The sequence below is a fragment of the Bacillus sp. SORGH_AS_0510 genome, from assembly GCF_030818775.1.
Taxonomy (GTDB): Bacteria; Bacillota; Bacilli; order Bacillales; family Cytobacillaceae; genus Neobacillus.
Genome location: NZ_JAUTAU010000001.1, coordinates 4,609,229 through 4,622,640, shown reverse-complemented (window position 1 = coordinate 4,622,640; position 13,412 = coordinate 4,609,229). Strand labels below are relative to the sequence as shown.

Annotated in this window: 13 protein-coding genes and 1 riboswitch; of the genes, 11 read left to right on the top strand and 2 right to left on the bottom strand. The window is 40.0% G+C overall.

Annotated features, from left to right (window positions below):
* Positions 1-189: 189 nt before the first annotated feature.
* The 9 genes from QE429_RS23495 (at position 190) to add (ending at position 9,460) form a co-directional block, all read left to right on the top strand.
* Positions 190-579: a DUF6010 family protein gene (locus tag QE429_RS23495; RefSeq protein ID WP_307290450.1), complete on the top strand. Its 390-nt coding sequence runs from the start codon at positions 190-192 to the stop codon at positions 577-579.
* 26 nt (positions 580-605) lie between these two features.
* The gene (locus tag QE429_RS23490; protein ID WP_307290447.1) at positions 606-1,097 is read left to right on the top strand and encodes a hypothetical protein; all 492 of its coding nucleotides are present in this window, start codon (positions 606-608) and stop codon (positions 1,095-1,097) included.
* Between the two features lie 220 nt (positions 1,098-1,317).
* Entirely contained in the window at positions 1,318-2,190 is an 873-nt protein-coding gene (locus QE429_RS23485) for an efflux RND transporter periplasmic adaptor subunit (protein WP_307290446.1), read from the top strand.
* Positions 2,191-2,204: 14 nt separating this feature from the next.
* Positions 2,205-2,882, top strand: a complete 678-nt coding sequence (locus QE429_RS23480) for an ABC transporter ATP-binding protein (protein WP_373463280.1) — start codon at positions 2,205-2,207, stop codon at positions 2,880-2,882.
* A gap of 13 nt (positions 2,883-2,895) precedes the next feature.
* Entirely contained in the window at positions 2,896-4,047 is a 1,152-nt protein-coding gene (locus QE429_RS23475) for an ABC transporter permease (protein ID WP_307290442.1), read from the top strand.
* Between the two features lie 68 nt (positions 4,048-4,115).
* Complete coding sequence (locus QE429_RS23470; protein WP_307290440.1) at positions 4,116-4,979, top strand: hypothetical protein; 864 nt, start codon at positions 4,116-4,118, stop codon at positions 4,977-4,979.
* Positions 4,980-5,205: 226 nt separating this feature from the next.
* Entirely contained in the window at positions 5,206-6,249 is a 1,044-nt protein-coding gene (locus tag QE429_RS23465) for a flavin-containing monooxygenase (protein WP_373463222.1), read from the top strand.
* Positions 6,250-6,496: 247 nt separating this feature from the next.
* Positions 6,497-8,260: an ABC transporter ATP-binding protein gene (locus QE429_RS23460; protein WP_307290439.1), complete on the top strand. Its 1,764-nt coding sequence runs from the start codon at positions 6,497-6,499 to the stop codon at positions 8,258-8,260.
* A 46-nt stretch (positions 8,261-8,306) separates the two neighbouring features.
* A riboswitch (purine riboswitch) is annotated at positions 8,307-8,406 on the top strand.
* Positions 8,407-8,467: 61 nt separating this feature from the next.
* Positions 8,468-9,460: an adenosine deaminase gene (add, locus tag QE429_RS23455; RefSeq protein WP_307290438.1), complete on the top strand. Its 993-nt coding sequence runs from the start codon at positions 8,468-8,470 to the stop codon at positions 9,458-9,460.
* A gap of 48 nt (positions 9,461-9,508) precedes the next feature.
* On the opposite strand, the gene QE429_RS23450 is transcribed toward add, so the two are convergent.
* Positions 9,509-10,954 (bottom strand): DEAD/DEAH box helicase, encoded by a 1,446-nt coding sequence (locus QE429_RS23450; protein WP_307290437.1) that lies wholly within the window; start codon positions 10,952-10,954, stop codon positions 9,509-9,511.
* 261 nt (positions 10,955-11,215) lie between these two features.
* On the opposite strand from QE429_RS23450, the gene desA reads away from it, so the two are divergent.
* Positions 11,216-12,247, top strand: a complete 1,032-nt coding sequence (desA, locus tag QE429_RS23445; RefSeq protein ID WP_307290436.1) for a Delta(5) desaturase DesA — start codon at positions 11,216-11,218, stop codon at positions 12,245-12,247.
* Positions 12,248-12,313: 66 nt separating this feature from the next.
* Positions 12,314-12,835: a response regulator gene (locus QE429_RS23440; RefSeq protein WP_307290434.1), complete on the top strand. Its 522-nt coding sequence runs from the start codon at positions 12,314-12,316 to the stop codon at positions 12,833-12,835.
* A gap of 46 nt (positions 12,836-12,881) precedes the next feature.
* On the opposite strand, the gene QE429_RS23435 is transcribed toward QE429_RS23440, so the two are convergent.
* Positions 12,882-13,331: an Lrp/AsnC family transcriptional regulator gene (locus QE429_RS23435; protein ID WP_307290433.1), complete on the bottom strand. Its 450-nt coding sequence runs from the start codon at positions 13,329-13,331 to the stop codon at positions 12,882-12,884.
* Positions 13,332-13,412: the final 81 nt, after the last annotated feature.

The window sequence follows — 13,412 nt, the reverse complement described above, 5'->3', positions numbered from 1 at the left end:
AGAGGTAATTAACACATAATTCGAAAGGGAAATACCAGAGCCAGGCTAAATGCCTGGCTTTTTTGTGCAAAAAAGGAGGCGTAGTTCGGGGGACCCTCAATTTTTTGCGTGTTTGACTTCATTGTTTGCGCGAAAGGAAGACCTTTCCTGGAATATGATGGTTACATATTAGCAAAGGAGGTTTTGGTAATGAATTCAAATTTAAGAAATATAGTTACAGGTGTGCTATTAGCATTGCTAACTATTAGATTGTTTTACACATTTACAATGCCGGTATCGTATCAATTATTTACTCTTTTTCTTGCTTATACAGCGTGCGTTTATGCAGGAGCTGCACTGTCAGATTCACGCATAAAATGGATATCTGTTGAATTTGCAGTGTCGTTGGTGCTTTTTAATTTTGCCTTATTGGGCTTGCTGTACTCTCCTATTTGGGTTGGGGTAGGCTTCATTCTTCACGGAATATGGGATATGCTACACCATCCTAAATTGATAAAAACGAGTGTTGTAAGGTGGTTTCCACCATTGTGTGCTGTGTTTGATTTTATTGTGGCTTTTTTCATCATGAGGTTTTATTAAAACAATAATTGAAAGGATGAAACAAAATGAATGTTGTTATTCTGCAATGGGGTTTATTCTCCTTTATGATCGGGCTGGTACTGTCGCTGCCGCTAGCAGCTGTTCATTATCAAAAGAATCCTTTATTGAGAAAAACGTTTACCAACCCCAAGAAACTAAAATCTGCGCACATTGATTATTTCATGCAGGCATTGAGCGCTGGATTAATCTATCTCATTGGCAAATGTATGGGTATGGATTTTCCAAATTATATAGCGATCCCGCTTATTTATGGAATCATTATGAACCCAACCATTTTATTATTGGAAGCCACACCGTTTATTCGATCTGGCTGGTCGAGATTTTCTTATATGTTACTTAGAGCAACCAGCCCGCTCTTGCTTCTGTTTGGTTGGTTTGCGATAGCGGTATTGTTCTTACCGCGGTATTTAATTATCCTGCTAGTTGCCGTAATCATTGTTGGTGGCGCCGTGTTATGGTCCCAACAAGTTCAGAAGAAAAATACAATCCATATGTAAAAACCTTAACCTGTCGAGTTAAGGTTTTTTTGCGCATTTCTGGAGTAATTCCGAATATTGCGAAAGACATGCGGTGTTACCACAAAATTCTGCGTGGGGTCTCCTAAAGTCTGCGGTTTTGAAGGATTGGAAACTCCGTACAATGTAATCATCCAATAAATGTTAAAAAACTTAGTCGGATTACGGAATAAGGACAATAATACAATCGGAGGTTGGAAAAATGAATACAAAGCAAAAAAAGAAGAGCAAGAAAAAGATCGTGATTTGGTCGATTGTAGGGATCATTGTTGCCTCAATGATTTCAGCGGTGTTTTTTACGCCGAAGGGATTAGGCAACGTTGAAAAAGAAAAAGCACAAACGGGTGACATTACTACCTATTACAGCTTTTCCGGAGCAGTAGAAGCAAAAAACAGGAAGACAATTACGAGTGAAGAGGCCATTCAAATTAAAGAAATTAAAGTTAAAGTTGGCGACCAAATAAAAAATGGAGACGTATTGGTGATAACGAAACAGGGAGACAAAATAAAGGCTACATTAGACGGGGAGATTTCGAAAATCCATGTGGAGAAAAACACGCAGGTGATGGCTGGGGCCCAACTGCTCGATATCGTTAACTATTCGGTTTTACAAACAAACGTAAAGGTAGATGAATACGACCTAAAATATTTAAAAGTAGGTCAAGAGGTCAATGTAACAATCAATGCGCTTGAAAAAGAAATAAAAGGAACAGTTTCTACCATTTCAAAAGAAGCAACCAATGAAAATGGGGTTTCCTATTTTACCGCAACCATTGATCTTGCTAAAGACGAAGCAATCAAAGTCGGAATGAGTACAGAGGCGAAAATATTAAAGCAACATGCAAAGGGTGTAGTTACCTTATCCATGAAAGCCATTCAATTTGATAGTAAAAATAAACCGTACGTAGTCATTCCATTAGAAAAAGGAATGACGAAGAAAAAGTATGTTCAACCCGGTATGAACGACGGAACGACGATTGAGATAAAAGATGGAGTAAGTGTTGGTGACGAGGTCATCATTTCAACTGCTGATAAAGAGGTTTCTCATGCAGACATGATGCAGGGAGGGAACTAATAATGAGTGAGCAAATTCTTAACATGAATGGAATAATCAAAACCTATGTAATGGGTGAGGAAGAACAAGTCGTTTTAAATAATATTAATCTAACAGTAAATAGAGGGGATTTTGTCGCGATTTTAGGACCTTCAGGTTCAGGAAAGTCCACACTGATGAACTTGATCGGTTGTCTCGATTCACCGACAAACGGAGATTATTTTTTATCGAATCAAAAGGTTGATGAGCTAGGTGAATCTGAGTTGGCAGCGATTCGTAACAAGGAGGTTGGATTTGTGTTTCAACAATTTCAACTTCTTCCTAGACTGAGTGCCATTCAAAATGTGGAGCTGCCTCTTATATATGCGGGGGTGGCTGAAAAGGAAAGAAGACGGAGGGCCAGTGAAATGCTCATTAGAGTGGGGCTCGGTGAAAAATTACAAAACCGGCCGAATCAGCTCTCTGGAGGACAACAGCAGAGGGTGGCTATTGCAAGAGCGATGGTAACGGAACCCACTATATTATTGGCAGATGAACCAACTGGAGCGCTGGATCAAAAAACGGGTCAGCAAATTATGGAGCTTTTTCATGAGCTTCATCAAGAAGGAAAAACCATCATAATGATTACACATGATATCGAGATTGCCAAAAATGCTAGCAGGATTGTTCACATTTTAGACGGCAAACTGAGAGAGGAGCCTGTATATGTTTAAGGAGAATCTTAAGATGTCATGGATGAATCTCATCCATAACAAAATGCGCTCCTTCCTTACCATGTTGGGAATTGTGATTGGTGTCGCATCCATTATTGCATTGATCACTATAGTTAAAGGTGCGATGAATGGAATGACAAGTGAGTTTTCCTCCTTTGGTGCAGATAAAATAACGGTTCAAGCAATGGGGACACCCTTAAAGCAGGGGTTAATTGACAGTGACATTCAAAAGCTTGCGGAAATCGAGGATGTCGCTGGCGTTTCTCCTACTCTTTCAGGAAGTACTACGGTTGTATATAACGGTAATGAAAAAACAGATGTCTCAGTTCAGGGTAAGAATGATGTGTATTTTTCAAAGAATAAAGACTTGGTTGAAACGGGAAGAGGACTAACGATTCTTGATATCGAAAATAAAAATAACGTTTGCCTTATTGGCGCCAATATAGCAAACGATTTATTTTGGGGAGAAGACCCCGTGGGTAAAAAGCTGCTAATTTCTGGTGTCACTTACACGGTCATCGGAACCCTTCAGAAATCTAATAGCTTTTCAGATTCCTCGAATAACGATGCAGTCATCATACCTTACACCACCTCAATGAGCATTCTTGAAACAGGATATATTTCTAGTGTGGACGTATATATGGGTAACTCCAATCATTCTGAAAAAATAACGGAAGATATTGAAGCAGTCTTAAAACAGGCGTTCAATTACAAGGATAATAGTTTTACCGTGATGAATATGCAGGATATGTTGGCATCGTTTAATAAGATCACTACAATGCTATCTCTTATGCTTGGAGGAATCGCATCCATTTCGCTGGTCGTGGGTGGAATTGGAATCATGAACATGATGCTGGTGTCTGTAACTGAAAGAACCACAGAAATTGGATTAAGGAAGGCCCTCGGTGCAGAACCAAAACGGATTCAACAGCAGTTTTTACTAGAAGCGGTATTCTTGTCACTCTTTGGCGGAGCCATAGGCTTCTTGCTAGGCGTGTTAATTGCCTTGGGAGTATGCACACTAATTGGCGCAAGCTTCGCGCTATCAACCTATACCGTATTGTTGGCACTAGGCTTCTCTGCAGGCATCGGTATTATTTTTGGCATTGCGCCAGCAAGAAAAGCATCAAAGCTGAACCCGATAGATGCATTAAGAAGTGTGTAAAAATTGGGGACAGTCCCCCACTGCTTTAAAGCAGCGGGGGACTGTCCCCAAAAATAGGAGTGGATGGCATGATTAAGTGGGCATTAGCAGGGATTCTCTATGTGACGGTCGTGATCCTTGGATTTGAGGCATATGATAAATGGTTTGCTGAGGATAAAAATACGGCGGCTCAGACTGAGGAGCACGGAAAGCAAGCTATGAAAATGGATGAGGAAGCTCACAATGAAACGGGAGAAAGTGGTGACAGCGGCGGCCATGCTCATGGAGCCTCTTCTGAAACGAACCATGAGGGTAGTGAGATCAATGCATTTGTACTAAATGATCAAAAGACAATTAGTATTTTCTTAAAGGACAAAGCGGGAAATCCGGTAGACGAGCTGGAAATCAATCATGAGAAGGAGTTGCATCTCATTATCGTCGATGAACAGCTGCAGAAGTATTACCACGTGCACCCAGAGAGAACTGGCAAAGGTGAGTTCACGATTGAAAACAATCTTCCAGAAGGGTTTTATAAAGCCTTTATTGATATAAAACCGAAGAATTTCGCATATAAAGTAGAGCCTGTTTCCTTTATCGTGGGTAATCCAAGCGCTTCAACACACGGGCATGAGCTGATCCCAGACACAACCTTTAGCAAAAAGGTAGATGGAGAAACGGTCACATTAGAGGTCAGTACATTTAAGGTCGGAGAACCTGTAACACTATCCTTCGACTTAGACCAAACGAATTTGACTCCCTATTTAGGGGCAATGGGTCATGTTGTGATTCTTGATGAATACGGTAAAGAGTTTCTTCATGTTCATCCGTCAAATGAGAAGGAGCCCATCTTTGAAACAACCTTTGAAAAGCCTGGTATCTACAAGATTTGGGCGGAGTTTAAACAAAATGGAACAGTAAGAGCGTTCCCGTTTGTAATAGAGATAAAAGAATAAGCATAGCCAATCAGCAGGAATCGATATGTCGCTCCATCTCGTAGGGGGGCTAATGGGAGAAGGCGCTGCAAGAACAACCGCTGCTACCTTGGTTTATCCATACGTAATGAATCCGATTTAAGCAGTGAAACTACTGGGAACGTCCAGTAGTTTTTTATAATTTGGAAAAAATAGTATAATAGTATAAATAACGGTATCCGAACGTGCTCAAAAAGGAGTGATATATATGATTTACGATGTGGTTGTGGTCGGTGCAGGGCAGGCAGGTTTATCCATGGGCTATTTCCTCAAGCAATCCTCTTTATCTTTTAAAATAGTAGATAGCAATAACAGCGCCGGTGATGTCTGGCGGAATCGGTATAACTCACTTGTCTTATTTACACCAAGGTCATACAGTGCGCTGCCTGGATTGACTTTAAAGGGCGATCCATCAGGGTTTCCAACCAAAGATGAAATTGCCGATTACTTAGAACATTATGCTAAAACTTTTGATTTACCTATAGAATTTTCGTGCGATGTCCAAAAAGTCAACAAACAAAACGATACATTTATCATAGCAACATCAGACTCCATCATTAAAACCAAGAAAGTTGTCATAGCTACTGGCCCTTTTCACACTCCTAGAATTCCATCATTTGCACAAGAGCTTCCACTACAAGTAGTTCAACTCCATTCTTCTGAATATAAAAACCCTGCTCAGCTAAATGATGGCCCTGTTTTAGTTGTAGGTGGTGGCAATTCTGGCGCTCAAATAGCAGTCGAACTATCAAACCATTATGAAACATATTTATCCGTTGGCCATAAGATACGTTTTCTTCCGTTGAATATAGCGGGTAAGAGTATTTTTTGGTGGTTTGATATACTCGGTATTTTGCATGCCAATCGAGATTCCATTATTGGGAAAAAAGTTCAAAGTCAGCCCGATCCGATATTTGGTTTTGAGTTAAAACAGAAATTAAAAGACAAAAAGATAATCCTAAAGTCCCGAACAAGATCCATCATGAAAAATGAGATTCAGTTTGAGGATCTGTCAACAATTAACGTGCAGAATATTATTTGGGCAACTGGTTTCAAAGTGGACTACTCGTGGGTAGAAATTCCGAATCTTTTAGATCATAACGATAAAGTACAACATAAAAGAGGAGTAACGGAAATAGAAGGATTGTACTTCCTGGGATTGCCTTGGCAGTACCGCAGAGGTTCAGCCTTGCTTTTAGGGGTAGGAGAGGATGCTAAATTTTTGTATCAACAGTTGATTCAGCCTATGTAACCACCTGTGAAATCGAGATATATACTAAATCCGCCATATGGCGGATTTTTTTGCAAAGATTTCGAAGGACCCTGCAAAAACATGCGGGGCTGTTACCAAAAGTATGCGGGTTGTAAGGTAGTATTTGACCGTACAATGAAAGCATAAAGCTAGTTAACTATCGGATAACCGCGGGTTACTGTTGTATAGCACATACATCCGAGGCTTGAGTCATGCCTATGTCCGCGTATGAAAGGAGTTTTATCTCATGAAAGAATTTAAGTTATTTTTACCCTATGTTAAACAAATGAGGCGCTATTATCTCATTGGCTTCGTTGGGAGCCTGTTTCGATTCCTGATTCCCTTGTTCGTTCCATTGATTTTAAAATATATCTTCGATCAGCTGCTTCAAAATGAATCCCTGTCACGGTCGGAAATGCTAGAGCAGCTTTTGTACATTGCTGCAGGCATGATTCTGATACTCCTTCTGATTCGGACACCCATGGAGTATGTAAGGCAGTTTTGCATTCATAAGGCTAACAACAACATCATCAAACAGCTTCGAAAGGACGCTTTTCAAAAGGTCCATTCCTTGGATGCCAAATATTTTGTTGAGAACAAAAGCGGTGAAATAGGTACACGTTTTTTTGATGATATTGAAAAAGTAAGAGGCTTTTTAACCGCAGTATTCGGTAACGTTTGGATTGAAATGGTCGTATTGCTGTTTGTTATCGTGGTGATGCTCACCCTTAATGTGAAGTTAGCGATCCTATCGGTAGTATTGGTGGGTGTCCAGTTTATTCTAGCGCACTTTCTATCAAAAAGGTTTAAACAGTCCACCCGTAATATGATGAAGTACCGGTCGGTCATGAGCGGATTTATTTTTGAAAAAATCCAAGGCGCTTTTCTATCCAAATTATTTGCCGCAGAAAAACGCGATAAAGAAGAGTTGAATCAGCATTTACACCATTTTGATAAACTGACAGATCAACATGCAAAAATAAACGCAGTCATGTTAGCCCTTGTCAATGTCCTCAGTGATATGACCCCATTTATAGTGGCAATCGTGGCGAGTCTTTTTGTCATCGATGGAAGCTTAACGGTTGGTAGTCTAATTGCTTTTTTTTCTTATGTTGATAAGATGCGAAGCCCGGTGGCAGCTTTAGTCAATGCGTACCCGGCCATTACAGAGGGGAGCGTGGCATTAGGACGGATCTTTGATTTCTTCCACACACCGTCAACCATCATAGAAAAAGAAAACCCGGTTCCATTAAACCAGTTTACACAATCTATTAAGCTAAATAATGTCACTTTTTCGTATGATGGAAAAAATAATATTATTAACAACGTATCATTGACGCTTGAAAAAGGAAAAACGTATGCGTTTGTCGGTGAGAGCGGAGGTGGTAAGAGTACCATCCTGCAACTGCTGTTGAGAATGTACGATGCTATCAAAGGGGAAGTACTTATCGATGGAGTCAATATCAAGGATTACTCCATCGCCAGTTTGAGGGAGCAGATGGGGATTGTCACACAGGATAACTTTCTCTACAGCACGTCGATTAAGGATAATATTAAAATGGCAAAGCTGGATGCGACAGATGAAGAAATCTATACGGCTACCAAGAAGGCCTTTGCCCATGATTTTATTTCGGCACTGGCAAATGGCTACGATACGGAAATTGGTGAAAGAGGAGTAAAGCTTTCAGGCGGACAAAAACAAAGAGTGGCGCTTGCGCGTGTTTTCTTGAAAAATCCGTCCATCATTATTTTAGACGAAGCCACTAGTGCTCTAGATAATGAAAGTGAAAAACTGGTTCAAGAATCCGTTTACCAATTCGAAAATGATAAGACGATTATTATGATTGCTCATAGACTCTCTACGATCCTCAATGCTGATATGATTTTTGTTGTCAAAAATGGAAGAATTATAGAAAGCGGGAACCATCAAAGTCTATTGAAACGGAACGGATACTACAAAGAGCTCTATTCTAAACAAAACACTGAAGAATGGAAATTGGCCACTGGGTAATTTGAGGAATGGTCTTGACAATCAAAACAATCTCTATTAATCTTGACTCAATGAAATAAGCAAAGTTCGTATAACTCCAAAGATATGGTTTGGGGGTCTCTACCAGGAACCAATAATTCCTGATTACGAAGAATGTACATGTATGTGTATTTTCTTCGTAGTCAGGAATTTTTTTTTACTCTAAAAATATACAGGGGGTTACATCTTATGAATTTTACTATCTTACCTAAAATAGAATTACACTGCCACTTAGATGGCAGCCTTAGACCAGAAACTATTATTGATATAGCTAAGAAAGATGGCATCGGCCTGCCAACGATGGATAAAGACGAGATCCAGCAAGAGCTGATTGCGCCGTTAGACTGTGAATCTTTAGATGAATACTTGAAGCGTTTTGCTCTCCCAAATTTAGTTATGCAGTCACAAGAGAACTTAAAGAGAATTACCTTTGAATTATTTGAAGATGCTGCAAAGGAAAATGTGAAATACATGGAGGTTCGTTTTGCTCCATTGCTTCATACTGTTAAGGGATTAACGGTTGAAGTAATCATCCAAAGTGTCATCGATGGAATGAGAGAGGCTGAAGAATTGTTCGATATCCATGGCAATATCATTCTATCCTGCATGCGGACAATGTCAGCTGAAAGTGCATTTGAAGTGGTGGAAAAAGGGAAGCAATTCCTTGGAAAAGGAGTTGTGGCCATCGATTTATGCGCGTCTGAAGAGGAAGGGTTCTGTAGTGATTTCGTTGAGCCAATTGCCTTAGCGAGAGAATATGGATATAGAGTAACGATTCATGCGGGTGAAACGGGTGTGGGGAAAAATGTCCTTGAAGCGGTTGAGATGCTAGGGGCAGAAAGAATCGGGCACGGAGTCTTTATTAAAGATTGTGCGGAAGCTTACGATGTGGTGAAGGATAAACAAGTAGTCCTTGAAATGTGTCCAACTAGTAATGTCCAAACCAAAGCAGTAGACCAATACAGCGAGCATCCTATTTATAATTTTCATAAGGATGGCATCAAGGTAACCGTTAATACTGATAACAGAACGGTGTCTGATACAACGATGGCTAAGGAATGTACGATTGTATTTGATGAGTTCAACATGAGTGAAGAGGATTATAAGAAGATTTATCTCGACAGTGTGGAGGCTTCCTTTGCGGACGAAGAAACCAAGGCAAAACTAAAGGAATACTTGTAAATAAAGGAGCGAACAGTGCACACAGCACTGTTCGCTTTTAAAAATACATTATTTAATCGCCTTACTCACTCTCAACTTCTTACCTTTGACAGGTGTATTCTCCATCGCCTGGATGACGAGTGAGCCTTTTCCGTTAAGAATATCCACATAAGACATCTGATCAAGGATTGTGATGATGCCGATATCATCTGCCGTCACGCCAGGGATTTTAGCAATGGTCCCAACGAAATCGACTGCGCGAAGCTTCTTCTTTTTGCCACCATTGAAATGAAGTTTCATAATACCCTGATTGATTCGAGCAGTTTTATTGTTTCTAACCACACGGCGACCGCTGATTTTTTCTTCAAAAGCTTCTTTTCCACCAGCGACTTCCCTTTGAGTAGGAGCGTCCATTCTTGGAATCTCAAAACCAACATACCGTTCAATGGCACGAAGGAATTTCTCTTCATACGGAGTCACAAATGTAAATGCTTTTCCTTGCTTGCCCGCACGACCCGTTCTACCCGTACGGTGGACATAGCTTTCTTTTTCCATAGGCACATCATAATTGAAAACTAGCGATACATTATCAACATCAATACCCCGTGCCGCAACATCAGTAGCTATTAGATAACGGAAGTTCCCCATTTTAAACCCATCCATCACGGCAAAACGATCCTGCTGTTCAAGTCCACCATGGAGTCTCTCACAGGAATAATTGGCTCCGTCCAATTCAGCATAGACGGTATCGACATGCTCTTTTGTGTTACAAAAAATAATGCAACTGTCCGGATTTTCAACGACGGTCACATCTTTTAGTAATGAAAGCTTGTCTTCCTCTTTCACTTCCAAGACACGATGCTCAATGGTATCCGTTGTCATACCTGTTGCCTCAATCTCAATGTTAGTTGGATTTTCCATGTACCGGTGGCAGAGAGCTTCCACATCCTTTGGCAAAGTAGCGGAAAATACCATCGTTACTCTGTTTACAGGGAGTTCTTTAATGATAGCCTCTACCTCATCAATAAACCCCATGTTCAGCATTTCATCTGCTTCATCAATAATCAGATACTTTATTTCGTCTAAAGCTAAGGTTTCTCTGTCAATATGGTCCATGACCCGGCCAGGGGTACCAACAACAACATGAGTCTTTTGTTTTAATTCTTCTCGTTGCTTTGAAAAAGGCTCTTTTCCGTAAACGGCGAGCGCTTTTATCCTTTTGAATCTTCCTATATTCGTGATATCCTCACGAACTTGAACGGCAAGCTCCCTTGTTGGAGTAAGAACCAAGGCCTGCGGCTTTCTTTCTTCCCAATCAATCATTTCACAAATGGGGATGGCGAAGGAAGCTGTTTTGCCACTACCAGTCTGTGACTTTACAACGAGATCTTGATTGTTCAATGCTAAAGGGATGACTTTACCCTGAACCTCTGTCGGTTCTTCGTATTTTAAAACAGATAGTGCTCTCTTTATTTCTTCACTTAAATGATATTCCTCAAAACTTCTCTCACTCATGAACTAACCTCTTCTTATTGGATTATCCGACATATCTATAAGATTTCTCGAAAAGAAATAATTATTTACCGATAGCTGAATTGGTTCATTATACTAGAAAAAATAAAAATATACGAACAGAAAAATGGCTCCGTTTTCAACATTTTCACCTTATATATGACATTTATCATGGTCTGTACATGACACCTGATACTAACAAGCTCTATGACATTCCACTATACTTACTTTAACAACACAATTAAAGGAAGGGAATTCAAAAAAATGACCTTACAAGATACAAAAAATTTACGAAAACAAGTGGCTCCATTTGAAAAATCAACGACAAAAGAAAGTATTTGGCAAATCATTAATACGGTCGCTCCGTTTGTAATTCTTTGGTACCTAGCGTATATTAGTCTTTCTGTTTCTTATTGGCTTGCTTTAGTGCCAATCATTTTGGCTGCCGGGTTTTTGGTACGAATGTTCATTATCTTTCATGACTGTACACATCACTCTTTTTTCAAAAACCGCCGTGCCAACCGTTTTGTTGGGACTATTATGGGTGTTTTAACAGTCTTCCCGTTTGACCAATGGGGACATGAGCATTCTGTGCATCACGCAACTAGTGGTAACCTGGACAAGCGTGGTACAGGTGATATTTGGACACTTACAGTCGATGAATATTTGGCAGCACCGCTAAGCCTACGATTAGCGTATCGTTTTTATCGTAATCCATTGGTAATGTTTGGTTTAGGTCCGATTTATGTTTTCCTTTTAAAAAATAGATTTAATCGTAAAGGTGCGAAAAAGAAGGAACGCAACAACACTTATTTAACGAATATATTAATCGTTGCATTATATGCGCTATTATGCTGGGCAATTGGCTGGCAGTCATTTCTTTTGGTACAGGGTTCGATTTTCATGATTTCAGGTGCCGCAGGCATTTGGTTGTTCTACGTACAGCACACGTTTGAAGATTCTTATTTCGAAGAAGATAAGGATTGGGAATATGTAAAAGCAGCAGTGGAAGGAAGTTCATTTTACAAGCTTCCAAAAGTTTTGCAATGGTTGACAGGTAATATTGGTTTCCACCATGTGCATCATTTAAGCCCAAGAGTGCCTAACTACAAACTTGAAGAGGCACATAATCTTACGGATCCGTTAAAGAACGTACCAACAATTACACTTGCTACAAGCTTAAAATCACTTCGATTCCGCTTATGGGATGAAAATAACAAGAATTTTGTCAGTTTTAAAGAGGTTAGAGCAGTTGCGAAAAAACGTATTTCTGTTCAGGCAAAACCTGAAGTATAAAAAGAAACCCCCGTATTGGGGGTTTTCTTAAAAATGTAACTAGCTGCCAGATAAGGAGAGAACCTAATGATTCGAATTGTCATAGCAGAGGATCAGGAAATGCTGCTTGCAGCCATGGGTTCCCTGCTTGATTTGGAAGAAGATATGGAAGTGGTCGGTCAAGCCCGTAACGGGGAAGAGGCGCTTTCACTTGTCCAACAATTTCAGCCTGATGTGTGTCTAATGGATATAGAGATGCCGAAAATGAGCGGTCTAGATGCAGCAGAGGCTATGAAGTCGCTTGGATGCAAGGTCATTATTTTAACTACCTTTGCAAGGAATGGGTATCAAGAGCGTGCGTTAAAGGCTGATGTCAGAGGGTATTTATTGAAGGACAGCCCGAGCGAAGAGTTAGCGTGTTCGATTCGTTGCATTATGAGCGGGAAGAGAGTGTATTCTCCAGAACTTATGGATCCCGATTCAAAACTAGATGTTAGTTCACGGTTGGAGGATGGCCCATTTGCAAAACCTTCGACTGACAACAAAATAGGACAGGTCAGAAAGTACTTTTCCTCTATTTTTGAAAAAAAGAAACAGCCAACTGGATGATGGATGAAGGCATGGACAATTTGTTCATGCCATTTTCTTTGTTTGCTTATAACTTTAACCCAGTCCTACTCTTAAACCTACGCAATAAGATGTGACTGGCAACTCTTGTTATACCTTCTAAACTGTATAATTCCTCATTAATAAATTTTTCTAAGCGTGAAAAGTCCTCAACAAGTACGTGCATATGTAAGGTACTTGGTCCAGTCATTTGGTAGCAGCTTGCTACGCTAGGGTTATTGGCTAATGTTTCGGCAACGCTGACAAGGGATGCTGGTTCACAGTCGACCTCGAAGAATGCAGAAACAGATTTCCCGACTTTATCAGAATTAATGACTACAGTGAACTTCTCGATAATACCGTTTTCTTGTAATTGGTTTACCCTCTCGCGGATTGATACCCTCGATAAATTAAGTTTCTTACCAATATCAACATATGACATTCTTCCATTTTCAGCCAGTAACTCGATAATCCTGCGATCGATTTCATCAATTTTCATGCGGCGTCCCCCTAGATTCAATCCATTTATATGTTTATATTAACCTAGATTTACAGCATATTACTATACTCATTTAATTTT

Bases quoted from the DNA above. Each gene is read 5' to 3' on its own strand.
- QE429_RS23435 (WP_307290433.1), bottom strand. From the start codon at position 13,331: ATGAAAATTGATGAAATCGATCGCAGGATTATCGAGTTACTGGCTGAA.
- QE429_RS23490 (WP_307290447.1), top strand. From the start codon at position 606: ATGAATGTTGTTATTCTGCAATGGGGTTTATTCTCCTTTATGATCGGG.
- QE429_RS23495 (WP_307290450.1), top strand. From the start codon at position 190: ATGAATTCAAATTTAAGAAATATAGTTACAGGTGTGCTATTAGCATTG.
- add (WP_307290438.1), top strand. From the start codon at position 8,468: ATGAATTTTACTATCTTACCTAAAATAGAATTACACTGCCACTTAGAT.
- QE429_RS23470 (WP_307290440.1), top strand. From the start codon at position 4,116: ATGATTAAGTGGGCATTAGCAGGGATTCTCTATGTGACGGTCGTGATC.
- QE429_RS23475 (WP_307290442.1), top strand. From the start codon at position 2,896: ATGTCATGGATGAATCTCATCCATAACAAAATGCGCTCCTTCCTTACC.
- QE429_RS23450 (WP_307290437.1), bottom strand. From the start codon at position 10,954: ATGAGTGAGAGAAGTTTTGAGGAATATCATTTAAGTGAAGAAATAAAG.
- QE429_RS23485 (WP_307290446.1), top strand. From the start codon at position 1,318: ATGAATACAAAGCAAAAAAAGAAGAGCAAGAAAAAGATCGTGATTTGG.
- QE429_RS23440 (WP_307290434.1), top strand. From the start codon at position 12,314: ATGATTCGAATTGTCATAGCAGAGGATCAGGAAATGCTGCTTGCAGCC.
- QE429_RS23460 (WP_307290439.1), top strand. From the start codon at position 6,497: ATGAAAGAATTTAAGTTATTTTTACCCTATGTTAAACAAATGAGGCGC.
- QE429_RS23465 (WP_373463222.1), top strand. From the start codon at position 5,206: ATGATTTACGATGTGGTTGTGGTCGGTGCAGGGCAGGCAGGTTTATCC.
- desA (WP_307290436.1), top strand. From the start codon at position 11,216: ATGACCTTACAAGATACAAAAAATTTACGAAAACAAGTGGCTCCATTT.